Here is a 25,193-nt window from a genome sequence, read left to right as displayed (position 1 = left end):
CCGATCCGGATGACGACCTCCACCCTCCCCTCCGCGGTGCCGCAGCGCACCCGCCGCCGCCCGAGCGGAGCGACGCTGAAACGGCGCTCCGCGCCCTACCTCTTCGTCCTCCCCTTCGTCGTGATCTTCCTCGCGTTCAGCGTGTACCCGCTGATCTTCACCGCGCGGCTCAGCTTCACGAACTGGCGCGGCTCCGGCGCCGCGGAGTGGGTGGGCTGGGGCAACTACGCCTACCTGCTCACGAGCGAGGCGTTCTGGAGCTCGCTCGGCAATTCGGCCGTGCTCTGGCTGCTGATCGTCCCGGTCCAGATGGTGCTCTCGGTGATCGTGGCCGTCCTGCTGAACTCGGCGAAACTCCGGATGCGCGGCCTCTACCGGGTGGCGTTCATCGTTCCGTTCGTCACTCCTCTCGTCGCCGTCGCGCAGATCTGGGTGGTGCTCTTCGACCAGCAGTACGGAGCGATCAACGCTTTCCTCAGCCTGTTCGGCCTCCCCGATATCGGCTGGCTCACGACGAGCGCCTGGGCGAAGCCGACGCTGGCTCTGCTGTTCCTGTGGAAGACGACGGGCTTCATCGTCATCATCCTGCTCTCGGGGCTGCAGTCCATCGATCAGTCGATGTACGAGGCCGCCGAACTGGATGGAGCATCCAAGCTCCGTCAGCTGTGGAGCATCACGGTGCCTCTGCTGCGCCGCACGATCATGTTCGCGGTCGTCCTGCAGACGCTCGCCGTCTTCCAGATGTTCGCGGAGCCGTTCGTCGTGACGCAGGGCGGGCCCTACAACTCGACGACCACGGCCGGTTACTACCTCTACAACCACATCACGCGGGGCGACCTGGGCACGGGAGCGGCGAACTCGTTCCTGCTCGTCATTCTCGTGATGGTGCTCTCGCTGTTCTTCGTCCGGATGCTGCGAGCGAAGGATTGACATGACCGATACACTGACCCGTCCCGCCACGGATGCTGCAGCATCCGTCTCCCGGCAGCGAGCCGTGCGCCGCCCGCGTCCCCGCATCGGTTCGCACGCGTTCCTCCTGCTGCTGATGATCGGCTTCCTGGCGCCGGTCGCCTGGGCGATCGTCTCGTCGTTCAAGCAGCCGAATGACATCATCCGCGATCCGCTCGGATTCGATCCCTCGACGTTCACGCTCGACAACTTCACCGCGATGTTCCAGGACGTGCCGATCGCGCACGGCTTCCTCAACACGGGGATCGTGCTGGTCGTGAAGGGCGGCATCACGCTGTTCTTCGCACCCCTAGCGGCGTACGCCTTCGCGAAGTACGACTTCGCCGGGAAGAACCTCATCTTCGGCGCGGTGCTCATCACCCTGATGCTGCCGACGATCGTGCTCATCATTCCGCTGCTGCTGGAGATGAAGGCACTCGGATGGGTCAACACCTACCAGGCGCTCATCCTGCCCGGGGCGATCGACGCCTTCGCGATCTTCTGGATGCGACAGGTGATCAGCGCCGTGCCCGACGAGCTGCTGGACGCGGCACGGGTGGACGGCTGCAGCGAGTTCGGCATCTTCTGGCGCGTGATCGTGCCCGTCATCCGCCCCGGCCTCGCCGGACTCGCGGTGCTCACGATCATGAACATCTACAACGACTTCGTGTGGCCCGTGATCGTCGCCAGCTCCGAGCAGATGGCGACGCTGCAGGTCGTCCTGTCGACGCTCGCGCAGAACATCACGGGCAATCGGATCGGCGCCGACTACGCGACGGTCACCGGCGAGCTCCTCGCGGCGAGCTCGATCGCCCTCATTCCCTTGCTGGTGCTCTTCATCGTGCTCCAGCGTCACTTCATCAACGGCATCCTCGCCGGCAGCGTGAAAGGCTGAACGTGTCCCTCTCCACCACCGACTCCTCCCCTGTCACCATCGCCGATGCGGCGGTGCCACGCCCCGAGTATCCGCGTCCGGATCGCGACCGGTCGGAGCGATGGCTGACGCTCAACGGGCAGTGGGGGTTCGAGGCCGACGGCGTCCGTGCCGACATCACGGTCCCCTTCGCCTGGGAGAGCGCTGCCTCCGGCATCCGACAGACCTGGCTGGAGCGGGGAACCTACCGTCGCGAGGTGACCGTGCCCGTCGAGTGGTCGGGGCGGCGGGTCGTCCTGAGCTTCGGCGCGGTGCATCATCGTGCGATCGTCCGAATCGACGGCGCCCTCGTCGGCGAGCATGTCGGCGGATACGAGTCGTTCGAGTTCGATGCGACCGCGTTCCTCGTGCCGGGGGTGGCGTCAGAACTGACCGTGGAGGTCGACGCACCGGCCGACAAGCGTGAGATCGCGCACGGCAAGCAGCGCTCCATTCCGCGCGACGACTACGACGGGGTCTCGTTCACGCCGACGTCCGGCATCTGGCAATCGGTCTGGCTCGAGGCGCGAGGGCGCACGTACGCCCGCTCGATCGCGCTGCGTGGCGACAGCCTGACCGGCATCGACGTCACGGTCGGGTTGTCCGGCGATGCCGTGGTCGGCTCGATCGTCCGGGTTCGGACGGCAGATGCAGAGGTGGAGCTGATCTCGGATGCCGCGGGTCTGGCCGCCGGGCGTCTCGAGCTGTCCGAGCCGCGGCTGTGGCAGCCGGAGGACCCGCATCTGTACCGGGTCGAGGTCATCGTCGGGGAAGGCGAGGCGGCGGATCGCGTCGTCGCGACGACGGGGCTGCGCCGGATCGAGACCCGCGGCGAAGAACTCGTGCTGAACGGATCACGGCTGTACGTGCGCGGCGTCCTCGACCAGGGGTACTGGCCGGACTCGGGCCTCACTGCGCCGGACGCCGAAGCGCTGCGGAAGGACATCGCGCTCGCCCGCGAGCTGGGCTACAACCTCGTGCGCAAGCACCTGAAGTTCGAGGACCCGATCTGGCTGCACGAGGCCGACCTCACCGGGATGCTCGTGTGGGCGGAGCCGGCGTGCCCGAGCCGGTTCTCGGCGGCCGCGGCCGAGGCGTTCGAGGCGCAGTTGCCCGCGATGGTCGAGCGTGACGGGAACCACCCGAGCATCGTCATCTGGGGGTTGTACAACGAGGAGTGGGGCCTGGACTGGGACATCCCGGGCAGCGCCGCGCGGGCTGAGGCAGCCATGCGCGCCTACGACCTGCTGCGCACGCTCGACGACACGCGCCCGATTGTGGAGAACTCCGGCTGGGCGCACGTGAAGAGCGATCTGGTCGACTGGCACTACTACGAACCCGACATCGCGACGTGGGCGCAGGCGGTAGCGGATCTGGCATCCGGCGAGCGCGAGGCGTTCCCTGTCAGGCTCGGGCCGGACTTCATCGTGGACAAGTCGTTCTACGGGTCGCCGGCCTTCCCACGCCACGGCGTACCGATCCTCAACAGCGAGTACGGCGAAGGCTTCACGAGTCTCGAGCGAGCATGGCACCTGCGGTGGGAGACGCAGGAACTGCGCCGGCACGCCCGCTACTCCGGCTACGTCTACACGGAGTTCTCGGATGTCGAGCACGAGTGCGCCGGGCTGCTCACCGAGGACCGTCGCACGAAGGATTGGGGCGGACTCGTTCCGGCCGATGTGAACGCCGAGACGGTGCTCGTGCTGGACCTCGTGCCCGCTCGTGCTGGCGCTGACCTCGCGACGCCCGTGAAGGCGTTCGAGCTGGATGTGCACGTGTCGCACCACGGGCGCTCTGCGCTGGACGTGCAGATGCACGGCGCGTGGGTCCGCGCAGGAGCGTCGATGGATGCTCTGCCCGGGGACGGCATCGTGACCACTCAGCCCTTCGTCGTCGAGCCCTTCGTGCTCTCGGATGCCGTGACGCTTGCCGTGCCCGCTCGTGACACGGCAGGGCGCTTCCTGGTCTGGGCGACGGATGCCGCGGGCGCCGTCGTGGCACGAACGTTTCTCGATGCGGCCGAGGTCGAAGCCCCGAACCGGCGCGGGGCACGCGACGGCGAGTTCGTCGGCGTGGAGGTTCCGGGGGAGGCGTGAGAGGCGGGCTCAGGCGCAGGTGCCCACCAGAGCCTTTGCGTCATGCATAGCGGCGCACAGCTTCGCGAATCTCCTCTGCATGCTCATAGATCTCATCTAGGTCCACGATCGCGTGGCGGGTTTCCGTCTTGTCCTCATCGAGCAGGCCGAGATACTTCTGCTTGCCGTTGAAGTGCAGTCTGGCGATCGGCTTGCGGTTGTTGTCGTCGAGCAGAACAGCAAAATAGCTCTTCGCATCGCGCTGCGTCACGCGCTGCGGCTTGACCTCCCCACACGCGATGGCCTTGACGATCTGATACCCCTCGAGCTCCTCGAGCGTAGTCTCGATCTCGGTGTCGCGGTCGAGGTCGGCGTCCGCGACCTCGACACTGGTTGCCGGGGGCACGTCCGCAATCTGACTGGCGCCGCTCACTCCGAGCGCGGTCTTGAGCCTGTCGTTGACGCGCTCGGTCAGGAACTGGTGCGCGGCCTTGTTCACGAGTCCAGTGAACTGCTGCCGAACTCGTTGCGTAAACGCGCCATCGTAGACGCGTGCGGTGAAGAACTTGACCCACTCATCCGTAGGCTCCCGGAACTGCGCCGCGATCTCGCGTTTGAGTGCGCCGATGTACTTGAGTTCTTCTGCCGCGCTGATGATCGAATCGAGGTCGAAGCTCTCCTTGCTGAGCTTCTGAAGTTCCGAGATGAGGGTCTCGTCAATGTCGAGCAGATCGAGCACCAGGAACGGCTTGGAGTCCATCCGATTCGGTGCGTCGAGGTCTGTGTAGAAGTGCCAGACCGCACCGTTGGTGAGGACCGCGATTCGCGCGTTCGTGACGGAGAAATAGCGGAACAGCTGCGAAGCGTGCTCGATCCTCAGCGCACCCATCGAGGGCTTGCATTCGATGAGGATCTGCACCTCACCGTCGCGCATGATTGCGTAATCGACCTTCTCGCCCTTCTTGGTGCCCACATCTGCAGTGAACTCGGGCACTACCTCGAGCGGGTCGAAGACGTCGTAGCCGAGAATCGTCGAAATGAAGGGCATGACGAACGCGTTCTTCGTCGCCTCTTCCGTCCCGATCGCGGTGGCTTGGTTTCGCACTTTCACTGCGAGGGACTCAAGACGCTCAGCAAACTCCACGTCGCTCCGATCTCTCCATTGATTGAGGGTTAGTCCAGACGATAGCGGACCTAGCACCCTTCCAGCGACGAGCGTGGTCGACTGAAGTATCCCGCACCCGTTGCGAACACACGCCCCCGACAGTTGGCAGCACCGCAAGGCCCACCTTCGGGCACAGCTAGGCTTCGAACAGGCCATCGAGGTGGACAAGGGAGCATCGCGTGGAACGGCAAGTCCATGTCGTGGGAGCAGTGTTGATCCGCGGCGGTGCCGTGCTCGCCGCCCAACGAGGTCCGGCGATGTCGTTGCCCGGGAAGTGGGAATTCCCCGGCGGTAAGATCGAACCCGGTGAGTCTCCGCAAGAAGCGCTAGTCCGCGAAATTCGCGAAGAGCTTCTCTGCAGCATCGTCGTTGGCAAGCGGATCAGCACTACGACGCAGGACTACCCGTTCGGCGTGGTCACCCTCACCACCTACTACGCCACAGTCGTCGAAGGTATTCCTCGCCCCACGGAACACGCTGATCTTCGATGGGTCCAATTGAGCGAGATTGGGGGCCTTGACTGGGCTCCGGCGGATATCCCTGCGGTTGAACGGATCATCGGCGACAACCTCAGATAAGGACCATCGCTACGCGGCGAAAAGTGCGTACTTCGCTGCTAGCCGCTCCTTCGAAGGATGGTCGGCCGCACGCCGCGGCAGCGTCAAAGGTCGCCCGTGCATATCCTGAAGCCCGTGCCGCAGCATCGGCCCGTCGACTTCCTCGAGGAGGGCTCGGTCGATTCGGACTTCATAGTCGGGAGTTATCCCTAGCAGATTCTGATCATAAGAAGCGTGATGGATCTTGCAGAGCGCCAGTCCGTTGGTCACGTCGGGGACGCCTCCAGCGTGTGAGTCAGCAATGATATGCGCAGCATCGAGCAGCTCGGCGTGCTTGAGGTTACAGATGGCGCACGAACTTTCATACGCACGGAGCACGCGGGCCCGGAACATCGGCTGGTGAAGGCGGGTTTTGACGAGGCGCTCGGCGTACCGCCGCTCATACTCCTTGAGGTGCAGCGGGTCGTCGAAGTACCGGAGAGATTCATCGAGAGCGATCCTTACGATGCGCTCCAAGGGATCATCATGCACGATGTACGCCGGGTAGAAAGCGACGAAATAGCCCGGTCGCACGCCGAGGAAATACACAAGTGGGTCCGCGTTCTGGTACGCGCGACGAAGCTTGACGTTGTCGCCACCTTCGCGAGATTGGTACGAGTAGGTAACGAGGCCCTCAGGGCTGATCCCATCTGAGTACTCCGTCTTCTTCGAACTTGTCATGATCGTCAAGGTCGAATCGAAGTCCGCGGGGTTCCGAATACCGCGGCCGGTATCGAGCAGCGGAATCCGCTGCCCTTGGAACGTGTAGTTGATCAGCTCACCCCGGCTGAACTCGTATGCACCTGCGCTACGTCGCGCATCGAGCCAGCGAAAGACATCCTCTCGGATAGCAGCCTGTTCTCGGAGCGGACGGTTCACGCTCTCAACATATCTGCATCGTGGGCAATGCGACCCGACCACCGCCTCATCCGGCTGCTACCGTCACTCCCATGCCGTCTGCTCAGACCACCGAAGCCCTCCGCACCTTCGTCGAGGCCCGGGACTGGTCCGCCTTCCACACCCCGGAGAACCTGGCGAAGAGCATCTCGATCGAGGCGGCCGAACTCCTCGAGCTATACCAGTGGACGGAGAGCCCCGACCAGCAGCACGTGGAGGACGAACTCGCCGATGTCGTCAGCTACTGCATCCACCTCGCGAACCGGCTCGGTGTGGACCTCGACGAGATCGTCATGCGAAAGCTCGCCAAGACTGAACGCAAGTACCCGGTCGAACTGAACCAGGGCACGATCAACAAGCACGAGCCGCAGGCATGACCAGCATCCGCCACGTGCGGTTCGAAAGAGCTCACGTCGATGACTGGGCCGCGCAGGATCCGCAGCACACCAACTGGCCGGTCGTCTACGTCATCGACGGAACGCGCAAGCTCTACGTCGGCGAGACCACCCGTGCCCACAAACGCATCCGGCAGCACCTCGAAGGACCGAAACGGGATGCGGGCCTGGACAGCATCCGTGTCGTCGTCGATCCCACCTTCAACAAGTCCGCTTGCCTCGACCTCGAATCGCACCTGATCCGTTGGTTCTCGGGTGACGGGCAGTACAGCATCCTCAACGGCAACGACGGGCTCACCGATGCGGACTACTACGACCGGGCGCTGTATCGGGAGTCGTTCCGCGACATCTTCGAGACGCTGCGCTCCGAGGGCCTGTTCAGCCGCAGCATCCCGCAGATCGAGAACTCCGACCTGTTCAAGCTGTCGCCGTTCAAGGCGCTGGGCGACGATCAGGCGATCGCGGTCAGCGAGATCGTCGAGGGCTTCCTGGCCGACCTGGCCGACCCCGCAGAGCGTTCCACACAGGTCGTGCAGGGCGATCCCGGCACGGGCAAGACGATCATCGCGATCTACCTGATGAAGTTGCTCGCCGACATCCGCGATTTCGAGCACCACGACGACATCGAGCCGGACTCCATGTTCTCCGAGTTCTTCGTCCCGGAGAACCGCGAGCTTCTCAGCGGTCTGCGCATGGCTCTGGTGATTCCCCAGCAGTCGCTGCGCGAATCCGTCAAGAAGGTCTTCAAGAAGACGCCGAAGCTCGACCCATCGATGGTGCTCACCCCGTTTCAGCTCGGCGAGTCATCGGTCGAGTACGACCTGGTGCTGGTCGACGAGACGCACCGGCTCGGACAGCGCGCGAACCAGGCATCCGGTGTGCAGAACAAGAAGTTCCGCGACATCAATGTCGACCTGTTCGGCGCGGACGACCCGACGTACACCCAGCTCGACTGGATCAAGAAGCGCAGCCGGCACCAGCTGCTCCTCGTCGATGGTGCACAGAGCGTGCGTCCGCACGACCTGTCGCCCGCGATTCTGGATGCCGAGCTGCGCGATGCCCGGAATGCCCATCGCCATTACCGGCTGACCACTCAGATGCGGGTGCGCGCCGGCGCGGATTACGTAGAGTTCATCCGGTCGGCGCTACGCGGCGAGAACCCTGCACCGATGGATCTCGGCGCCTACGACCTGCGCTTCTTCGATCATCTCGGGGACATGCGTGCGGCTATCCGGGAGAAGGATGCCGAGATGGGCCTGTCCCGCCTGGTCGCCGGCTACGCATGGGATTGGAGATCTCGGCGGGACCGCGCCGCCTTCGACATCGACCTCGATGGCGTGCGGATGCGGTGGAACAGCACCGATAGGGACTGGATCAACTCGCCGGGCTCGCTGGAGGAAGTCGGGTCGATCCACACCGTGCAGGGGTACGACCTGAACTACGCCGGTGTCATCATCGGGCCCGACCTGCGCCTGGATACCGCGACCGGCCGGATCGTGGCCGACCGCGAGGCCTATCGCGACAAGAAGGGCAAGGAGAGCACCGGGCACCTCAAAGAAGCGTTCGGCGACGACGAGCTGCTCGTGTTCATCCGCAACATCTATGGGGTACTGCTCACGCGGGGGATCCACGGCACGTACGTGTACGTGTGCGATCCGGGACTGCGCGAGCGGCTGCGGCGGCTACTGCCCTGACGCCTCACCACATGCCAGTTCATAGGACAGCTCCGCACGACGACGGGCCGCGCCTACCTTCGATGGCTCTTTGTTCCCGACATGGAAATGATCCAGGTGGGGGCACGGGTACGCCGTCAGCGTGAGCCTCTTCGGATAATCGTGAAGACAGACAACCCACGCCTCCTCTAGCGACGTGTACGCGATCATTCCGGCATCCAGACAGATCTGACGTCGCTCATGGGTCGGGCCCAGTTCAGTCCGCTCCTCCACCGCGGCGCGCCAGAGTCGGGCCTCACCCAGTGGAGCCGATGGTCGTTGGTGTGATGTCCGCCGCGCACGTTCCTTTCGACGATGCCTTCGACGCCGTTTCTCCGCGGCGCGCCGGCCACATCGCGCGGAGCAGTGCAGGGGTTGTTGCCCGGGCCAGACCGACCTCTCCACCGTTTCGCAGCAATGCGCGCACGTCACAGTCACCGTCACCTTGTCCACCGGCGGATCATCTCAGGCGCTTCCGACGTCCGAACGCTAGGCCCCGATCCCCCGCATCAGCACGCCCACCACGGCATCCACCTGCTCCGCCCCCAGCACCTTCCCCTGCAACGCGGCATAGCTCGCCAACGCGACGAACTGATCCGCGATCACCGCGGCGTCCACGTCCGGCCGCACGTCCCCGGCCTCCGCGGCCCGCTCGAGACGCGACGAGACCCACGCGCGAATCGGCGCCGCAAGCCTCTCGTTCAGCGCGGCTCCCAGCTCGGCATCCGTCGCGGTCACCGCGATCAGCGCCCTCGCAAGCGCGACCCCCTCGACGTCCCCGAGAGAGGCGGACATCGCGGAGAACCAGGCCCGGAGGTCGCTTTCGAGATCCGACGTCATCGGCAGGACGACGTCCGCCCCCGGCACCTCCCCTTCCAGCAGCGCCTCACCGAGTATCGCGGCCTTCGACGGCCACCAGCGGTAGATCGTCTGCTTCGACACCCCGGCTGTCGCAGCCAGGCCCTCGATCGACACGGACGAATAGCCCTCGTCGACGAGGGCGGCGCGCATTGCCGCCAGGACCGACTGGCGGGCCTTCTCACTACGGGGACGAGCCACCCCACGAGCGTACCGAAGGCGTACAATAAATGGACGCACCGTTGCGAAATAGAGAAGGAGCACGACATGGCCCTGACCGCACACTCCACCATCGGCGAATGGCTGAACGACGAGGTCGGCGGACCTCTGGTCCGCGGACTGTTCGAGAAGACCGGCGCCGATCCCGAACTCCTCACCCCGGTGCTCGGCCTGCCGCTGCAGCAGCTCGTCGCGATGAGCCAGGGCGCCCTGCCCCAGTCCGTCGTGGATGACCTGGTGCGCGCCGCCAACGGCGGCGAGATCCCCGCCGACGACGAGAACGCCAGTTGGACCGAGCAGCCCACCGCCGGACGCTTCTCCGGCAAGACGGTGATCGTCACGGGAGCGGCGTCCGGGATCGGCCGGGCCACGGCATCCCGCATCGCCCGCGAGGGCGGCCGCGTCATCGCCGCCGACATCTCCGCCGAGAAGCTCGACGCCCTCAAGGCCGAACTCCCCGACGTCGTCACCGTCGCGGGCGATCTCACGCAGCAGGACGCCATCGACGCCGTCATCGCCGCTGCGGGCGAGCGCATCGACGGCCTCGCCAACATCGCCGGCATCAACGACGACTTCTCCCCCGCCGGCGAGACCACGGATGCCGTGTGGGACCGCGTGATCGCCATCAACCTCACCGCACCGTTCAAGCTCATGCGCGCGGTGCTTCCGATCATGGAGAAGAGCGGGCGCGGCGCGATCCTCAACGTGTCGAGCGAGGCCGGCCTGCGCGGCAACGCCTCGGGCAACGCCTACACGGCCAGCAAGCACGGCATCATCGGCGTCACGAAGTCCGCGGCCTTCATGTACGGGCCCAAGGGCATCCGCGTGAACTCGGTCGCTCCCGGGGGCGTCGCCACCGGCATCCCGATGCCGCCGAACATGTCGGAGTACGGCTCCGGACGCCTCGCCCCGTTCCAGCAGGCGATCCCGACCGTCGCGACGGCCGAGCACCTCGCCGCGTCGATCACGTTCCTCCTGTCGGACGACGCCGTCAACATCAACGGCGCCGTCCTGGCCTCCGACGGCGGCTGGTCGGTCCAGTAGCCCTCCTGACTGATGCCGGCCCGGATGACTCGGAGCCGGCATCCGTCATCGAGCGCCCGTCACAGCGCGGTCATCGTCTCCCGCGGGTGCTGCCCGAACAGCTCCTTGTCGTCGCTCGGTCCGGCGTCCTCCTTGACGGCATGTCCGACCTGCCGAGCCGCGGCGGCGCTGCGCCCCACCCGCACGGCGTCCTCGCGGTTCTCGAATCCGGTTCCGAGTGTGCGCGACTCTCCTTCGATCCGGTTGAACCAGATCCCGCTCTGCTGGAACGTCTCGATATCGCCTGAAGCCACGACAGCCCTCCTGTCTTTCGGTTCTCCCTTCCTAGAACGTCCCCGCCACGCGCACGAGGCCCTTGCCTTCGGGCTCGTGCCCCGTTAACGCGCACGCGCGGCATCGTCGGGAGCCCGCCGAATCGCGGCGCACCTCCACCGCACGCCAGAGCCGGCGCCTACACTCGCACCCATGGATTCCGCCGACGTCACCACCCCGTCCCAGGCGGAAGAACTCGCGTCCCGCATCCTCGGCCGCCGAGACCGTCCCCTCGTGCTCGTCTCCGCCGATGCCGACGGGCTGTTCTCCTTCGACGTCGCACGTCTGCGCACCGAGCTGGACGGTCTCGCCGACGTCGTCACCATCGCGACGGGCGCCGTGACCCGCCATCTCGAGCAGCTCCTGCCTCCGAAGACGCACGCGTTCGGAGGGGCGGCGCGGTCCTACCCGATCGACTTCGGCACCGACCCGGCCTGGACGCGCTCGCACCTGCGCTTCCCCGGCCACGCCACCACCGAGGACCTCATCGACGACGCCCTGCATCAGACCGTGCAGCGCACCGTGGAATCGACGCCGACCCCGAGCATCCGTCGCGCCTCCGGCATCGTGCAGGGCTTCGTGGCGGGCGGCGACCGCGCCATCGTGCGCCTGGACGACGGATCCACCGTCACCGCGACGGCGGCCCTGCTCCCACCCGACATCCCGCTTCTCGCCGCGCTCATCGAGAACGAGCCTGTCGCCGGCATCCTCGAAGGAACGGAACTGCACCCCGAGCCGCTCGCACCGGACCTCGATGCCTTCCCCGACGGCTCGCACACGCTGGCGCTCGTCGTGAAGGTGACCGATCTGCGGGCGACCGTCCAGCTGCATCCGCAGATCTCCGTGGTGCTGCGCCGTCGCGACGTCGACACCGGCGACGGTCCGGTCGGCGACGTGCTCACGGTCGGGGACGTCGTCCGCGTGCGAGTCCATCGGATGCCGGGAAAGCCACCCGCCCTCAGCCGCGCCGAAGCCGACCCGGACGCTCCCCTGCTCCCGTCCCTGCCTCTGGTCATCGGCGGCGCGCCCTGGCTCGGCGAAGGCCGCCCCTCGCGACGGCAACCGGAGGCCGCGGCTCCCGCATCGTCCGAGAGCGCGGTGCCCGCGGCATCCGGAATGATCCCGACCACCGCGTCCGTCGACTACGCGACCCGCGGCGACATCGCGGCGCTGTCCCATGAGCTCACGCAGCTGCACGCGGACATGCTCGCGCTGACCAACCTCGTCGCCCGGTCGAGCGGAGGGAGCGGCACGGACGACCATGAGCTCACCCGGCTGCGGCGCGAGAACGAGCAGCTGCGCGCGAAGCTCGCCGACGAACGCGCCGAACGCGCGAGCACAGAGGCGAAGCTCACCGCAGCCGAACAGGACCGTCGCGAGACCGGCCGCGCCCTGCGCGATGCTCGCCGCGCCGCGGAACGCTCGTACGTGGACGCCACCGCCGACGGCATCCGCTTCGAGATCGAGCGCACCTGGGGAAACCGCACCTCACCCGGCGAGCGCGAACGTTGGCCGCTGCGCGAATACACGCTCGGCTCCGACTTCATCGCGTCGCTCGAAGCGCTGGACGAGGGGCAGCTGAGCAAGGCGATCCGCACCTGCGTCGACGCGATCACCGGACGCGACCGGGAGATCCCGGCGCGCGACCTGCATCGCCTACGCACCGGTGAGGGTGGTGGCGACCCCTACGTCGTGCGCGAGGACGGCGCCCGCTGCATGCGCTCGAGCGTGGAGCAGAACGTCGCCGGCGCGCGACGACTGCACTACTGGGAGCTTGCGGGCGGCGCCGTCGAGCTCGGGCGGATCGTGCACCACGACGACACGAAGCCCTAGGACCCGGCCGGCGACGAAAGGAAGGGCGTTCCGGATGTCGGACGCCGGTGCGAGAATGCCCGCATGCTGCTCGCGGAGCTCGTCGACACGACCGAGGACGTCGCCGCGACCTCGTCGCGCCTCGCGAAGATCGATGCTCTCGCACGGCTGCTCGAGCGTGCGGACCCGAGCGAGCTCCCCGCCCTCATCGGCCTGCTGCTCGCCAGTCCCCGACAGGGCCGGCTGGGCGTCGGATGGCGCGGACTCTCCGCCGTCGACGTCGCGCACGCCGAGGAGGCAGCGCTCACGGTCGCCGAGGTCGATCTGGCGCTCGACGCGATCGCCGCAGCGGCCGGCGCCGGGTCGACCGCGCTCCGCGCGAGCCTGCTCGCCGATCTCGCCGCACGGTCGACCGCCCGCGAGTGGGATCTCCTCATGCGCGCGCTGCTGGGCGAACTGCGCACCGGCGCACTCGGCGGCGTCCTGCTCGACGCGATCGCCCGCGCCTCCGATCGCCCCGTGGCGACCGTGCGCCGGGCCGCGATGCTCTCGGGCGACCTCGGTGAGACCGCCCTGCTCGCTCTGACCGGGACGGCCGAGCAGCTCGAGTCCGTCGGCCTTCGCGTCGGACGACCGGTGCTGCCCATGCTCGCCGCCACCGCCGCGACGCCCACGGCGGCGCTCGAGATCACCGGCGAGGCCTCGGTCGAGTACAAGCTCGACGGCGCCCGCATCCAGGTGCACCGCCACGGCGATCAGGTCGGGGTCTACACCCGCAGTCTCGCCGACATCACCCATCGCGTCCCGGAGATCGTCGAGATCGTCCGGGCGCTGCCCGCCCGCGACCTCATCCTGGACGGCGAGACGCTGGCGCTCGACGAGGACGGCGGACCGCGGCCGTTCCAGCAGACCATGTCGCGGTTCGGCGCCGAAGTCTCGCGCGACCTCGCCCTGCGCCCCTGGTTCTTCGACCTGCTCCACATCGACGGGCGAGACCTCATCGACGAACCGCTCGCGACCAGACTCGCCGAACTCGACCGCATCGCCGGGGAATGGCGGATGCCGGGGGTGGTCACCTCCGACCCCGGCGCCGCCGAGCAGCTCTCCCGCGACGCGCTCGCCGCAGGGCACGAGGGCGTCCTCGTCAAGGCGATCGACTCGACCTACACCGCGGGGCGCCGCGGGAAGTCCTGGGTGAAGGTCAAGCCCGTCCTGACCTACGACCTCGTCGTCCTCGCGGCGGAATGGGGATCGGGGCGTCGTCGCGGAATGCTGTCGAACCTGCATCTCGGCGCCCGCGACCCCGACGGCGAGTTCGGAGACGCCGGCGGCTTCGTCATGGTCGGCAAGACCTTCAAGGGACTCACGGACGACCTGCTGCGCTGGCAGACCGAGACGTTCCCCTCGTACGAGACCGGGCGGTCACCGCACGCGGTGCTCCTCCGGCCCGAACTCGTCGTCGAGATCGCGATCGACGGAGTGCAGCGCTCGCCGCGCTACCCGGGCGGCATCGCGCTGCGGTTCGCGCGGGTCAAGACGTACCGCCCCGACAAGACGGCCGCCGAGGCCGACACGATCCAGAGCCTGCGCGCGCTGCTGCGCGGCTGAATCCCCACCCCAGATGCCGCGTCCGCACACGGCGCGACGGAATCCGCGCGATTGTAGGGGCCGCGAATCACCCTTTCCGCGTGACGTCAACCCCGCTGAGATTCATGCACTCGACGATTAGCGTCGGACTCCCGACAGGAGGAGTTCGCGATGACGCTGGAAGTGGTGTCACCGACCGCCGCACTGCTGGACGGCCGGTACCTGCTGCAGGATCGTGTGGGGCGCGGCGGAATGGCGACCGTGTACCGCGCGGAGGACACGCACCTCGGCCGCACGGTGGCGATCAAGATGATCCACGAATCGGACGACGGGCCGATCTCGGCCGATCGTGCGCACACCGAGAAGGCGTTGCTCGCCGCTCTCAACCACCCCTCGCTCGTCGCCCTCTATGACGCTCAACTCGAGCCGCATCGTCCGCGTTATCTCGTCATGGAGTTCATCGACGGGCCGACGCTGGCCGCGCTGATGGCCGAGGGCACGCTCGCGCCGCGAGCGCTCGCGCACATCCTGCAGGATCTTGCCGACGGACTCGCCGCCGTGCATGCGGCAGGCGTCGTCCATCGCGACGTGAAGCCGTCCAACGTCCTCCTCGCCTCCACGGGAGATCCGGATCGCCCGTGGTCCGCCAAGCTCGCCGACTTCGGTATCGCGTGCGCTCTGGACCGCTCGCGAATGACGGGACGCGGCGTCGTACTCGGAACGCTGGCCTACATGGCGCCCGAGCAGCTCCGGGACACCGATCCGGGCACTCCCGTCGACATCTTCGCCCTCGGCATCGTCATGCTCGAGGCGCTGACCGGCGAATCCGGATATCCGTCGCTCGGCTCCGACCGCGCGTCCGCTGTCACGCGCGCGACCCGCCCGCCGTCCCTCCCCGACGACATCGACGAGCACTGGCGAGCGCTGCTCGACCAGATGACGCGACTCGACGCGGCCGAGCGTCCCGACGCGGCTGCGGTCGCACGCACGGCCCGGAGCATCGCGGCCACCAGCGCCGCGACGCCGCTCGTCGCTCCGCCTGCGCCGAGCGCGGCTCATCGTTCCGACGCCGGCGCCGGCACGACGGCGCCGACCGCGGTGCTGCCCACCGCGGCCGGACGTGGTGCGCGACGACGGATCGGAGTCGCATCCGCCCTCACGCTCACCGTCGCGGCGGCCGTCGCCGTCGGTGCCGCGATCATCACTCAACCGGCCGGTGTCGTGCAGGGCGGCCTGATGACATCCGTGACGTCGCTCGACGCGGGCGATGTCACGGATCCGGTCGACCCCGCGCCGGATGCAGTCGACCCCGAACCGGCGCTCCAGGACCAGCAGGACCTGGGCACGGCCGACGACGACCGCGGCAACCGAGGGAAGGGCAGCGGCGAGGATCGCGGCGACGGCTCTTCGCAGGGCAACAGCGGCAAGGGCAACAACGGCAACGGCAACGGCAACGGCAACGAGGGAAACGGCGGGACGAAAGACGACAAGGGCAAGGGCGGATGATGCGGGTCAGCCGCGCACGTCGAGCACCCAGGTCACGCCGAACCGGTCGGTGAGCATCCCGAAACCGGGCGACCAGGCCGACGCGGCGAGGGGCTCGATGACTGATCCGCCCGCCACCAGTGCCGTCCAGCGCTCCTGCAGCTCACCGAGGGTGTCGGCCTGGAGGGACTGGAAGAAGGTGCGGTCCGTGATCGTCGTCCCGTTCTCGCGCCGCGTCGTTCCGGCCGTCTCGGCGGGGTCGCTGTCGTCGCGGCCGGGAATGTCGTAGGCGAGCAGCCGGAAGCCGTCCGCGGCGTCGAGCCGCCCGAAGACGACCTTGTCCGCGCCGGGCAGCTCGGCCGGCATCCCGACGTCCCGATACCGCGTGATCGAGACCTCGCCACCGAAGACCGAGCGATAGAACTCGAGAGCCTGGTGGGCGGTGCCGCCGAAGTTGAGATGGGTGGTGGTCGTGAGGGTCATGAGACTTCCTGTCCTGAGAGAGAACGACGGTCGGTGCGCCGTCGGATTCCACGATCACAGGCATAGCGGTCAGTTTCGGTCCGCTTCTCGAGGCAGGATGGACGCATGACCCACAGCCCCTCGCGCATGCTCGAGCTGCTCTCGCTGCTGCAGGTGCGCCGGGACTGGCCGGGACACGTCCTCGCCGAGCGCCTCGCCGTGACCCCGCGCACGGTGCGCCGCGACGTCGATCGGCTGCGCGAGCTCGGCTACCGGATCGACGCGCTCAAGGGACCGCACGGCGGGTATCGTCTCGCACCGGGTTCCGAACTGCCCCCTCTCCTCTTCGACGACGATCAGGCGGTCGCGATCGCCGTCGCCCTGCAGACGGCATCCGCCACCGGCGTCGACATCGATGAAGCGGCCGCGCGCGCCCTGGCGACCGTACGGCAGGTGATGCCCTCCCGACTGCGGCACAGGATCGACGGCATCCGCTTCGCCGGCCCTCGGACGAGCGGGGTCGGCGTCGACCCCGCCGTTCTCGAGGCCGTGACCGTGGCCGCGCGCGATCGTCACGTCCTGCGCTTCGACTACGGCACAGACCGCGACCGGCGTCCGCGGCGCACCGAGCCGCACGCCGTCGTCGCCCGCGAGGGACGCTGGTACCTGCTCGCCTGGGATCTCGACTCCGCCGACTGGCGCACATTCCGCCTCGATCGCATGAGCCCGCGCATCCCGACCGGCCCGTCGTTCGTACCGCGACCGCTGCCGGCGGCGGATGCCGAGACCTACCTCGCCGCGCGCGCGAAGGGCTCGGACGCCGAAGACCGCTGGCCCTGCGTCGGCGAGTTCGTGATCGCGCTGCCAGCCCGCGAGGTCGCGCCGTGGATCGGCGACGGCACGCTGCAGGAGATCGACGCGAACTCCTGCAGGATCACCGTCGGGTCCTGGTCATGGACGGGGGTACTGGCCGCGACCGCACGGTTCGACGCGCCTTTCACGATCGTCGGCCCCGAAGCCCTGTGCGAGGCCGCAGAGACGCTGGCCCAGCGGTTCACCGCCGCCGCGCGTCCGCTCTCCTGACACCCACCGCTCGCGCCGGTGGGCGGAGGTCGCCGCACGGGCTCCGCTGCTGCCCGCGATCAGTCGAAAAGCCTACGCACCTGCTCGACGCCGGGGAAGGGAGCAGAGTCCCGGCGCTCGGGTGCGGGCTCACGTGCGGCGGCGTCCGGGTCCATCAGACGGCGCATCCCGGCGCGCACGATCCCGGGATCCAGGGATGTGATGCCGCTCAGGGCAAGGATGGTCACGCCCTGATCGAGTGCCGTCATGAGGCGCGCGATGTCATCGGCCGGAAGACTCTCGTCCTCAGATCGCGCTTCGGTCACGACACGCGCGTACGCGTCGATCATCATCTGCACGCGTTCGCGCAGCGCAGGCACGAGCTTCTCGTCTCGTGCCGCCGTCGCGATGAACTCGAGCGTGGCGAGCCCGAACCCTCGCACCATGTCGGCGATCTCGACGCCGCTCTCCGTCCTCGTGCCGGAGGCGGAGGTGGACACCTGTTCATCGGACGAGAGCGGATCCCAGTCCGAGTCGCGAAGCATCGTCAGGTTGAACTCCATCAGCGCGAGAAACAGGTCCGGCTTGCCGCTGAAGTTCGAATAGACAGCACCTTTCGAGAATCCGGCTTCGTTGGCGATGCCCTCCAGGCTCGTCGCGTGATAGCCGTCGCGAGAAAACGCGTCGAGCGCCGCGAGTATGAGCGCCTGGCGGGTTTCCTGCTGCCGTTCGGCTCTGGACCGCCGGGAACGGGAAGCGGGACGATCGGCCATCCGCCCACTGTACTGGTTGACCTACTGACCGAATCCAGATACCGTCAGTATTCGAGATACCGACGGTATCCGAAGGGGGGACGGGCATGACTGCAACGGTTCTGGAGCTGAAGGACGTCACTCGACGGTTCGGCGATGTCGTCGCGAACGATGCGATCAGCCTGCAGGTACGGGCGGGAGAGGTCGTCGGGCTGCTCGGCCACAACGGGGCAGGCAAGACGACGTTGGTCTCGCAGATCGTAGGCCTGCTGAAGCCGGATGCCGGCACCATCCGTGTCGCCGGCATCGACGCCGTCGCCACCCCCGCCCGTGCGCGTCAGCGTGCGGCACTGCAACCCCAAGCGCAGGCCCCGCTCGACGGCATGACGCCCCGGGCCGCGATCGAGATCGCCGGGCGACTGCGCGGGCTCTCCCGCCGGGACGCCGACCAGAGCACGCGCGCGATCGCCGATGAACTCGACATCAAGGAGTGGCTCGATTGCCGAGCGACCCCGGACGGCGGCGGAATATCCGGCGGGGTGCGCCGCCTCACCGCGTTCGCGATGGCCGCCGTCGCCCCGGTGCCGCTCGTCGTTCTCGATGAGCCGACCAACGATGTGGATGCCGCACGACGGCGGCGGCTGTGGAAGACCGTTCGACGACTCGGCGATGAGGGTGCCGGCGTGCTCCTCGTCACACACAACGTGGTGGAGGCGGAGCGCGTCGTCGACTCGCTCGTCGTGCTCGATCGCGGCAGGGTCGTCGCGGCGGGGTCGCCCGGTCAGCTGCGGGGTTCCGGCGACGGCGATCTGCAGCTCGATCTCTCGCTGCATCCGGACGGCGCCGATCCATCCGAATCCGTCTCCGGCATTCCCATTCCGATCACGCGACGCGTCCGATCCGGACGCCGAGTGCTGCTGACGCTCGCGGCTGCCGATGCCGCCGATGCGGTCACGTGGGCGACGGCGCTGCGGGCCTCCGGCCGCATCGAGGGATACGCGCTGACCCCCGCCACACTGGAGGACGCCTATCTCGCCGCGACCTCGAGCGTTGCCACGGAAACGACGGATGCTGCTGATGTATGAACCGCAGATCGTCTCCGCTCCGACGACCACGCCGGCGCCACGGCGCGCCGGCGTCTGGCTCGGCTACACCACCCTGTTGCGCTGGACTCTCGCGCAGACCGGCACCATGCTCCCGTTCGTCATCGTCGTGCAGGCCGTGCTGGCCGCCGGGATCATCATCGGCTTCGGCCTGCTCATCCCCGACATCGACACCGCGTCGGCGCAGTTCCTCTCCACCGGTGCCCCGACCGTGCTGCTGATGATCGTCGGGCTGGTCATGGTCGCCTCGGGCGTCGCCCAGGCGCGCACGAACGGCACGTTCACCTATCTGCGCGCGCTGCCCGTACCGCGGGCCCTCGTGCTGCTGGCCGACCTCACCGTGTGGCTCGGCATCATGCTCCCGAGCGTGGCGGTCGCCGTCATCGTGGCGCATTGGCGCTACGGATTCAGTTACTCCTTCGACTGGCCGCTGCTTCTGACGGCATCCGTCCTGACCGCCCTCACCGCCAGCTCCATCGGGTACGCGATCGCCGTTGCCGTGCCGCCGTTGATCACCCAGCTCGTCACCCAGGTGCTCGTGTTCTTCGTGATGCTCTTCTCACCGATCACCTTCCCGGCCGACCGGCTTCCCGAGTGGTTCCAAGCCGTGCATGACCTGCTTCCCTTCCAGCCCGCGGCGGATCTCATTCGCGCAGGGCTGGTCTCCGATGCCTATCCCGCGAGCGGACGGGACCTGATCGTGCTGCTGATCTGGTGCGCTCTCGCACTGGCGATCAGCATCCGAGCGATGGTACGGCGAGCCTGAGGCATCGACGGATCGCAAGCCTGCCGCGCCGGTAGACTGAGACCGCCCCGCCATACCTTCTGCCACTTGGAGCGCGCGTGACCACCGCCCCCGAAGCATCCGCCCGTCAGCACGTCCCCGACTCCGTCGAGAACGCGATCGCGACCCCCGAGAAGGAGCAGCCGTACGGCGCTCTCGGCCTCAAGGACGACGAGTACGCGCGCATCCGCGAGATCCTGGGCCGCCGACCCACGAGCGGTGAGCTGGCCATGTACTCGGTGATGTGGTCCGAGCACTGCTCCTACAAGTCGTCGAAGAACTACCTGCGCCGTTTCGGCCAGAAGGTGTCCGACGAGATGAAGGAGCGCCTGATGGTCGGCATGGGCCAGAACGCGGGCGTCGTCGACGTCGGCGAGGGCTGGGCCGTCACCTTCAAGGCCGAGTCGCACAACCACCCCAGCTTCATCGAGCCGTTCCAGGGCGCGGCCACGGGCGTCGGCGGCATCGTCCGCGACATCATCTCGATGGGCGCGCGCCCCGTCGCCGTCATGGACGCGCTCCGCTTCGGCGCCATCGACCACCCCGACACCGCCCGCGTCGTGCACGGCGTGACGGCCGGCATCAGCTTCTACGGCAACTGCCTCGGCCTGCCCAACATCGGCGGCGAGACCGTCTTCGACGCGGTCTACCAGGCCAACCCGCTCGTCAACGCCCTCGCCGTCGGCGTCCTGCGCCACGAGGATCTCAAGCTCGCCAACGCCACCGGCGTCGGCAACAAGGTCGTCCTGTTCGGGGCACGCACCGGCGGAGACGGCATCGGCGGTGCCAGCATCCTGGCCTCCGACTCCTTCGACGACGGCGGACCCACCAAGCGCCCCGCCGTCCAGGTCGGAGACCCGTTCGCCGAGAAGGTGCTCATCGAGTGCTGCCTGGAGCTGTACCGCGGCGAGCTCGTCGAAGCCATCCAGGACCTCGGGGCCGCCGGCATCTCGTGCGCCACGAGCGAGCTGGCCGCGAACGGCAACAGCGGCATGCACGTGTCGCTCGACAACGTACTGCTGCGCGACCCCACCCTGACCGCTGAGGAGATCCTCATGTCGGAGTCTCAGGAGCGCATGATGGCGATCGTCGCCCCCGAGAAGCTCGACGCCTTCATGGCCGTCGTCGACAAGTGGGAGGTCGAGACCAGCGTCCTCGGCGAGGTCACCGGTGACGGCCGCCTCATCATCGACTGGCAGGGCGAGCGCATCGTCGACGTCGACCCGTCCACCGTCGCGGTCGACGGCCCGGTGTACGACCGCCCGGTCGCCTATCCGACGTGGATCGACGCCCTGCAGGCGGACGCCGCGGAGAACCTTCCCCGCTCGAACGACCCCGAGCAGCTGAAGAAGCAGTTCCTCGATCTCGTCGCGTCGCCGAACCTCGCCGACACCCGCTGGATCACGAACCAGTACGACTACTACGTGCTCGGCAACACCGCTCTCGCCTTCCCCGACGACGCGGGCATGATCCGCGTCGACGAGGAGTCCGGCCTGGGCTTCGCCATCGCGACGGACGCGAACGGCCGCTACTGTCAGCTCGATCCGTATGCCGGAGCCCAGCTCGCGCTGGCCGAGGCGTACCGCAACGTCGCCGTCACGGGGGCCACCCCGACCGCGATCACGGACTGCCTGAACTTCGGCTCCCCCGAGAACCCTGAGGTCATGTGGCAGTTCGGACAGACGGTCGACGGCCTCGCGGACGGCTGCTACGCGCTGGGCACCCCGGTGACCGGCGGGAACGTCTCGTTCTACAACCAGACCGGCGACGTGCCGATCCACCCGACCCCGCTCGTCGGCGTCCTCGGCCTCATCGAGGACGTCTCGCGCCGCATCCCGTCGGGCTGGCAGGACGAGGGCCAGAACATCTACCTGCTCGGCACCACGGCGACCGAGCTCAGCGGATCGGCGTGGGCCGACGTCGTGCACTCGCACCTGGGCGGGCTGCCGCCGAAGGTGGATCTGGATGCCGAGAAGCGCCTCGCCGGCCTCATCGGCGCCGCTCGCGACGAGTGGCTGATCTCGTCGGCTCATGACCTGTCGACCGGTGGCCTCGCGCAGGCCCTCGCCGAGGGCGTCATGCGTTTCGGCGTCGGCGCCCGCGTCTGGCTGAACGAGCTCATCGAGCGCGACGGGGTGGATGCCGCGACCGCGCTGTTCTCCGAGTCGACGGGGCGCGTGATCGTCACCGTGCCGCGTGAGGACGACGTGAAGTTCCGCGGGCTGTGCGAGGGACGCGGGTACCCGGTTCTGCGCATCGGCGTGACGGACACCGAGCCGCAGCTCGAGGTGCAGGACGTCTTCACGGTCTCGGCCGCCGAACTGCGCGAGCGGTCCCGGGCCACCCTGCCGAGCCACTTCGGCCCCACCGTCACCGAGCCGGTCTCGGCCTGACGACGAGTCGGACAGAGGAGTCCCGATGACCGAGAAGCACGAAGAAGCCGAGGACATGTCGCTCTACTCCGAGCGGCGGCAGAAGCGGATCCGCATCACGGCGTGGGTCACGATCGCGGCGCTGATCCTCGTCGGCGGCGGCGCGACCGTGCTCTCCCTCCTGTTCGGCTGAGCAGGTCGGGCGTACCCTCAGGCAGGAAGGGAGGCGCCATGACCATCCGACCTCTGGACGTCGCGCGGGACGAGGACATCGAGGGATACCTCATGGGCTCGCCGGTGAGCATCATGCGCGAGTACATCACCACCCCGGGACGAGGACCCCGTCTGCACCGGCATCCGTACGCGGAGACGTTCGTGATCCACCGCGGCCGAGCCCTCTTCACCGTCGGGGAGGAGCAGGTCGTGGGCGCGGGCGGGCAGATCCTCGTCGTGCCCGCGCTCGTCGTCCACCGCTTCGAAGTGCTCGACGGCGGGACCTACGAGGCCACGCACGTGCACGCGAATGATCGCTTCGTCACGGAGTGGCTCGAGTAGGGCGGCGCGATCGTGACCGATGCCGAACTGCGCGCCCTGCTGGAGGGACTGCATCACGAAGCGGTGGACCGTGTCGCGTCGCTCGACACGACCCTCGCCCAGTTGGCGCGCGACCGCACCGGTCAGAGCGACGACGACGAGCACGATCCGGAGGGCGTCCCGCTGTCGGCCGAGTGGTCGAGATTGAGCGGATTGCGCGACGACGCGAGGCATGAGCTGCAGCACGTGGCCGACGCGCTGGCGCGGATGGATGCCGGGACCTACGGCGTCTGCGCGGCATGCGGTCGCCGCATCCCTCCCGCCCGCCTCGAAGCCCGGCCGTTCGCCGAACTCTGCGTGCCGTGCGCCGAGAAGTCCGGGCGCTGACGGCGACTCCCGCACGGCTAGGCTGAAGCCATCATGGACGAGTTTCTCCAGGGCTTCTGGACCTTCGCCGGGAACTACTGGTGGCTGATCTTCCCCATCATGGGGATGGCCGGTGGTGTCGCGAAGGCCTGGGAGCGCGCCTCGAAGCGCCGGCACGAGCGTCGACTGGAGACCATCAGGGTCAAGGGCGAGATCAAGGCCGCGCAGCTCGCCGCCCGCGGGCAGACCGGGGCGATCAGGACGCCGCGGCGGGAGATCCCGGCAGAGCCTCAGGTGTCGTCGAATCAGCTCCTCGAGCGCCTGTTCGCGGAGCACGACGAGATCACGGCGCGCTGGCTCGACTACGAGCTCGATGTCGCCAAGCTCATCGCCTTCCCCGCCATGAGCGACGGGCGCCAGCCGCTGACGGCGGCGTTCCTGCGTGCCAAGAAGACCGCGGACGCCCTGCGACCGGAGTCCGCCGACGCGAAGGTCACCGAGCAGCAGGTCGCCGAGTACCTCGACGCGGTGGGCAACTACGCCGTCGCGTTCGAGATCGCCGAGAAGGATGCCCGTCGCCTGCGGGATTCGACCTTCACCGAGGCCGAACGCAAGAAGCTCGACAGAGCGCAGCAACTGCTGAAGGTCGCCGTCGACGAGACCGCCACCCAGGCCGAACGCAACATCGCCTACAAACGCGTGCGCGAGGAGCTCGACGGCCTCATCCTTCTCTCCGACGCCGCCGTCGAGGTGCTCGAGAAGAAGGTCGCGAGAGAGATCACCGCGAAGCCGGCGGCAGATCCGTCGCCCGCGGCTCCCGCGCAGGCCGCCGCCGCGCCGACCGTTCCCGAGCCGGAGCGGATGCCCCTGCGCCGCGAGGACGATCGCGCGTGAAGCCCGAGAACGTCACCGGGCCGATCAGTGAGCACGCCGAAGGTCCGATCTGGTGGGCGGGGTGGGGCGGCCTGCGGTGGGTGGACGGCCACCGGGGCGATCTGCTGACGCTGAGAGACGACGGCATCGATCGCCGGCACCTGGACGACGAGTACGCTGCCTTCGTCCGTCCTCGCGCGAACGGCGGCTTCGCCGCGTTCGGCGCGCGGACGCTCTACCTCTCGGACACTCAGGACGGACCGGCCCGCGCCGTGCGCGAGTTCGCGCTGGGAGACGCCCGTTTCAACGACGGCTGCACGACGCCGGACGGACGGATGCTGGCCGGGTCCATGGCCGGACCTGCCGCCGGGGCCGCCGGTCGCCTCCTGCGGATCGACGCCGCTCTGTCGGACAGCACCGTCCTGTCCGATGTCACCGTCTCCAACGGCGTCGCGTTCTCACCGGACGGCAGGACGGCCTACTACGTGGACAGCGCGACGGGCCGCATCGACCGGTTCGACGTCGCGGACGGGGAACTGGTCGGCCGACGGCCGTTCGCCGCGATCCCCGACGGTGGCGGGGTCCCCGACGGCCTGACCGTCGCCGCCGACGGGAGCGTCTGGGTCGCCCTCTGGGGCGGCTCCGCCGTGCACGGATACGACACGGAAGGACGGCTGCGCGAACGCGTCCCTCTCCCCGTCGAGCAGGTGAGCGCCTGCACCTTCGGCTCCGACGATCTCGGCACGCTGTTCATCACCACCTCGGCGCAGGACATGGGCGCCGACCACGGCACGGATGCCGGTTCGGTGTATGCGATCCGGCTCGGGGTCACGGGCATGCCGGTGACCCCGTTCGCCGGATAGCCGC

The 25,193-nt window shown here is 68.2% G+C and carries 25 protein-coding genes; 19 read left to right on the top strand and 6 right to left on the bottom strand.

Going from position 1 to position 25,193, the window contains the following annotated elements:
• Positions 1-9 precede the first annotated feature (9 nt).
• From KYX17_RS19745 to KYX17_RS19735, 3 genes are read left to right on the top strand one after another with little or no spacing between them, the layout of a single operon-like run.
• On the top strand, positions 10-930 hold the full coding sequence (locus tag KYX17_RS19745) for a carbohydrate ABC transporter permease (protein ID WP_243228806.1): 921 nt from the start codon (positions 10-12) through the stop codon (positions 928-930).
• Position 931: 1 nt separating this feature from the next.
• Positions 932-1,843 carry a carbohydrate ABC transporter permease gene (locus KYX17_RS19740; protein WP_243228805.1) on the top strand — a complete coding sequence of 304 codons (912 nt, stop codon included), beginning with the start codon at positions 932-934 and terminating at the stop codon, positions 1,841-1,843.
• A gap of 2 nt (positions 1,844-1,845) precedes the next feature.
• Positions 1,846-3,957 (top strand): glycoside hydrolase family 2 protein, encoded by a 2,112-nt coding sequence (locus KYX17_RS19735; RefSeq protein ID WP_243228802.1) that lies wholly within the window; start codon positions 1,846-1,848, stop codon positions 3,955-3,957.
• 40 nt (positions 3,958-3,997) lie between these two features.
• Here KYX17_RS19735 and KYX17_RS19730 read toward each other — a convergent pair whose 3' ends face one another.
• Complete coding sequence (locus tag KYX17_RS19730; RefSeq protein ID WP_243228799.1) at positions 3,998-5,080, bottom strand: type I restriction endonuclease; 1,083 nt, start codon at positions 5,078-5,080, stop codon at positions 3,998-4,000.
• 200 nt (positions 5,081-5,280) lie between these two features.
• On the opposite strand from KYX17_RS19730, the gene KYX17_RS19725 reads away from it, so the two are divergent.
• Positions 5,281-5,679 carry a (deoxy)nucleoside triphosphate pyrophosphohydrolase gene (locus KYX17_RS19725; protein WP_243228797.1) on the top strand — a complete coding sequence of 133 codons (399 nt, stop codon included), beginning with the start codon at positions 5,281-5,283 and terminating at the stop codon, positions 5,677-5,679.
• Between the two features lie 9 nt (positions 5,680-5,688).
• Here the strand turns inward: KYX17_RS19725 and KYX17_RS32340 are convergent, their stop codons facing one another.
• Positions 5,689-6,576, bottom strand: coding sequence for an HNH endonuclease (locus tag KYX17_RS32340; RefSeq protein WP_243228795.1), 888 nt, complete (start codon positions 6,574-6,576; stop codon positions 5,689-5,691).
• A 71-nt stretch (positions 6,577-6,647) separates the two neighbouring features.
• Here KYX17_RS32340 and KYX17_RS19715 point away from each other — a divergent pair, with 71 nt between their 5' ends.
• Together KYX17_RS19715 and KYX17_RS19710 are read left to right on the top strand one after the other, a co-directional pair.
• A complete protein-coding gene (locus KYX17_RS19715) occupies positions 6,648-6,971 on the top strand; it encodes a nucleotide pyrophosphohydrolase (protein ID WP_243228794.1) in 324 nt (107 codons plus the stop codon).
• Positions 6,968-8,683: a DUF2075 domain-containing protein gene (locus tag KYX17_RS19710; RefSeq protein ID WP_243228792.1), complete on the top strand. Its 1,716-nt coding sequence runs from the start codon at positions 6,968-6,970 to the stop codon at positions 8,681-8,683. The genes KYX17_RS19715 and KYX17_RS19710 overlap by 4 nt, the downstream gene beginning before the upstream one ends.
• 507 nt (positions 8,684-9,190) lie before the next feature.
• On the opposite strand, the gene KYX17_RS19705 is transcribed toward KYX17_RS19710, so the two are convergent.
• Complete coding sequence (locus KYX17_RS19705) at positions 9,191-9,760, bottom strand: TetR/AcrR family transcriptional regulator (protein WP_243228790.1); 570 nt, start codon at positions 9,758-9,760, stop codon at positions 9,191-9,193.
• 66 nt (positions 9,761-9,826) lie between these two features.
• Here KYX17_RS19705 and KYX17_RS19700 point away from each other — a divergent pair, with 66 nt between their 5' ends.
• Positions 9,827-10,822: an SDR family NAD(P)-dependent oxidoreductase gene (locus tag KYX17_RS19700; RefSeq protein ID WP_243228788.1), complete on the top strand. Its 996-nt coding sequence runs from the start codon at positions 9,827-9,829 to the stop codon at positions 10,820-10,822.
• A 59-nt stretch (positions 10,823-10,881) separates the two neighbouring features.
• On the opposite strand, the gene KYX17_RS19695 is transcribed toward KYX17_RS19700, so the two are convergent.
• On the bottom strand, positions 10,882-11,115 hold the full coding sequence (locus tag KYX17_RS19695; protein ID WP_243228787.1) for a hypothetical protein: 234 nt from the start codon (positions 11,113-11,115) through the stop codon (positions 10,882-10,884).
• A 172-nt stretch (positions 11,116-11,287) separates the two neighbouring features.
• Here KYX17_RS19695 and KYX17_RS19690 point away from each other — a divergent pair, with 172 nt between their 5' ends.
• The 3 genes from KYX17_RS19690 (at position 11,288) to KYX17_RS19680 (ending at position 16,039) form a co-directional block, all read left to right on the top strand.
• Positions 11,288-12,967 carry a hypothetical protein gene (locus KYX17_RS19690; RefSeq protein WP_243228785.1) on the top strand — a complete coding sequence of 560 codons (1,680 nt, stop codon included), beginning with the start codon at positions 11,288-11,290 and terminating at the stop codon, positions 12,965-12,967.
• Positions 12,968-13,030: 63 nt separating this feature from the next.
• Positions 13,031-14,554, top strand: a complete 1,524-nt coding sequence (locus KYX17_RS19685; RefSeq protein ID WP_243228783.1) for an ATP-dependent DNA ligase — start codon at positions 13,031-13,033, stop codon at positions 14,552-14,554.
• A 150-nt stretch (positions 14,555-14,704) separates the two neighbouring features.
• Positions 14,705-16,039, top strand: coding sequence for a serine/threonine-protein kinase (locus KYX17_RS19680; protein WP_243228781.1), 1,335 nt, complete (start codon positions 14,705-14,707; stop codon positions 16,037-16,039).
• A 6-nt stretch (positions 16,040-16,045) separates the two neighbouring features.
• On the opposite strand, the gene KYX17_RS19675 is transcribed toward KYX17_RS19680, so the two are convergent.
• Positions 16,046-16,501, bottom strand: coding sequence for a VOC family protein (locus KYX17_RS19675; protein ID WP_243228779.1), 456 nt, complete (start codon positions 16,499-16,501; stop codon positions 16,046-16,048).
• 105 nt (positions 16,502-16,606) lie between these two features.
• Between KYX17_RS19675 and KYX17_RS19670 the strand changes: the two genes are divergently transcribed.
• Positions 16,607-17,563 carry a YafY family protein gene (locus tag KYX17_RS19670; protein WP_243228777.1) on the top strand — a complete coding sequence of 319 codons (957 nt, stop codon included), beginning with the start codon at positions 16,607-16,609 and terminating at the stop codon, positions 17,561-17,563.
• A 59-nt stretch (positions 17,564-17,622) separates the two neighbouring features.
• Here the strand turns inward: KYX17_RS19670 and KYX17_RS19665 are convergent, their stop codons facing one another.
• A complete protein-coding gene (locus KYX17_RS19665) occupies positions 17,623-18,315 on the bottom strand; it encodes a TetR/AcrR family transcriptional regulator (protein ID WP_243228775.1) in 693 nt (230 codons plus the stop codon).
• Positions 18,316-18,401: 86 nt separating this feature from the next.
• Here KYX17_RS19665 and KYX17_RS19660 point away from each other — a divergent pair, with 86 nt between their 5' ends.
• The 8 genes from KYX17_RS19660 to KYX17_RS19625 all read left to right on the top strand — a co-directional run bounded on the left by KYX17_RS19660 (position 18,402) and on the right by KYX17_RS19625 (position 25,189).
• Positions 18,402-19,379 (top strand): ABC transporter ATP-binding protein, encoded by a 978-nt coding sequence (locus KYX17_RS19660; protein WP_243228773.1) that lies wholly within the window; start codon positions 18,402-18,404, stop codon positions 19,377-19,379.
• Positions 19,372-20,163: an ABC transporter permease gene (locus tag KYX17_RS19655; protein ID WP_243228770.1), complete on the top strand. Its 792-nt coding sequence runs from the start codon at positions 19,372-19,374 to the stop codon at positions 20,161-20,163. Before KYX17_RS19660 ends, KYX17_RS19655 begins: the two co-directional genes overlap by 8 nt.
• Positions 20,164-20,240: 77 nt before the next feature.
• Positions 20,241-22,574 (top strand): phosphoribosylformylglycinamidine synthase subunit PurL, encoded by a 2,334-nt coding sequence (gene purL, locus KYX17_RS19650; protein ID WP_243228768.1) that lies wholly within the window; start codon positions 20,241-20,243, stop codon positions 22,572-22,574.
• Positions 22,575-22,599: 25 nt separating this feature from the next.
• Positions 22,600-22,746: a hypothetical protein gene (locus KYX17_RS19645; protein ID WP_243229225.1), complete on the top strand. Its 147-nt coding sequence runs from the start codon at positions 22,600-22,602 to the stop codon at positions 22,744-22,746.
• Between the two features lie 38 nt (positions 22,747-22,784).
• The gene (locus KYX17_RS19640; RefSeq protein WP_243228766.1) at positions 22,785-23,108 is read left to right on the top strand and encodes a cupin domain-containing protein; all 324 of its coding nucleotides are present in this window, start codon (positions 22,785-22,787) and stop codon (positions 23,106-23,108) included.
• Positions 23,109-23,120: 12 nt separating this feature from the next.
• The gene (locus tag KYX17_RS19635; protein WP_243228765.1) at positions 23,121-23,474 is read left to right on the top strand and encodes a TraR/DksA C4-type zinc finger protein; all 354 of its coding nucleotides are present in this window, start codon (positions 23,121-23,123) and stop codon (positions 23,472-23,474) included.
• Between the two features lie 33 nt (positions 23,475-23,507).
• A complete protein-coding gene (locus KYX17_RS19630; RefSeq protein ID WP_243228763.1) occupies positions 23,508-24,347 on the top strand; it encodes a hypothetical protein in 840 nt (279 codons plus the stop codon).
• Positions 24,344-25,189 carry an SMP-30/gluconolactonase/LRE family protein gene (locus KYX17_RS19625; protein ID WP_243228761.1) on the top strand — a complete coding sequence of 282 codons (846 nt, stop codon included), beginning with the start codon at positions 24,344-24,346 and terminating at the stop codon, positions 25,187-25,189. Before KYX17_RS19630 ends, KYX17_RS19625 begins: the two co-directional genes overlap by 4 nt.
• The last annotated feature ends 4 nt before the right edge of the window (positions 25,190-25,193 follow it).

The sequence above is a fragment of the Microbacterium sp. CIAB417 genome, assembly GCF_022788845.1.
Note: the sequence above shows the minus strand (reverse complement) of the source record. Positions and strands in the feature narration are given on the sequence as shown.

Coding starts and splice junctions, on each gene's coding strand:
- KYX17_RS19740 (WP_243228805.1), top strand. CDS start 932: ATGACCGATACACTGACCCGTCCCGCCACGGATGCTGCAGCATCCGTC.
- KYX17_RS19680 (WP_243228781.1), top strand. CDS start 14,705: ATGACGCTGGAAGTGGTGTCACCGACCGCCGCACTGCTGGACGGCCGG.
- KYX17_RS19640 (WP_243228766.1), top strand. CDS start 22,785: ATGACCATCCGACCTCTGGACGTCGCGCGGGACGAGGACATCGAGGGA.
- KYX17_RS19665 (WP_243228775.1), bottom strand. CDS start 18,315: ATGGCCGATCGTCCCGCTTCCCGTTCCCGGCGGTCCAGAGCCGAACGG.
- KYX17_RS19645 (WP_243229225.1), top strand. CDS start 22,600: ATGACCGAGAAGCACGAAGAAGCCGAGGACATGTCGCTCTACTCCGAG.
- KYX17_RS19660 (WP_243228773.1), top strand. CDS start 18,402: ATGACTGCAACGGTTCTGGAGCTGAAGGACGTCACTCGACGGTTCGGC.
- KYX17_RS19700 (WP_243228788.1), top strand. CDS start 9,827: ATGGCCCTGACCGCACACTCCACCATCGGCGAATGGCTGAACGACGAG.
- KYX17_RS19655 (WP_243228770.1), top strand. CDS start 19,372: ATGTATGAACCGCAGATCGTCTCCGCTCCGACGACCACGCCGGCGCCA.
- KYX17_RS19670 (WP_243228777.1), top strand. CDS start 16,607: ATGACCCACAGCCCCTCGCGCATGCTCGAGCTGCTCTCGCTGCTGCAG.
- KYX17_RS19630 (WP_243228763.1), top strand. CDS start 23,508: ATGGACGAGTTTCTCCAGGGCTTCTGGACCTTCGCCGGGAACTACTGG.
- KYX17_RS19690 (WP_243228785.1), top strand. CDS start 11,288: ATGGATTCCGCCGACGTCACCACCCCGTCCCAGGCGGAAGAACTCGCG.
- KYX17_RS19710 (WP_243228792.1), top strand. CDS start 6,968: ATGACCAGCATCCGCCACGTGCGGTTCGAAAGAGCTCACGTCGATGAC.
- KYX17_RS19715 (WP_243228794.1), top strand. CDS start 6,648: ATGCCGTCTGCTCAGACCACCGAAGCCCTCCGCACCTTCGTCGAGGCC.
- KYX17_RS19685 (WP_243228783.1), top strand. CDS start 13,031: ATGCTGCTCGCGGAGCTCGTCGACACGACCGAGGACGTCGCCGCGACC.
- KYX17_RS19745 (WP_243228806.1), top strand. CDS start 10: ATGACGACCTCCACCCTCCCCTCCGCGGTGCCGCAGCGCACCCGCCGC.
- KYX17_RS19675 (WP_243228779.1), bottom strand. CDS start 16,501: ATGACCCTCACGACCACCACCCATCTCAACTTCGGCGGCACCGCCCAC.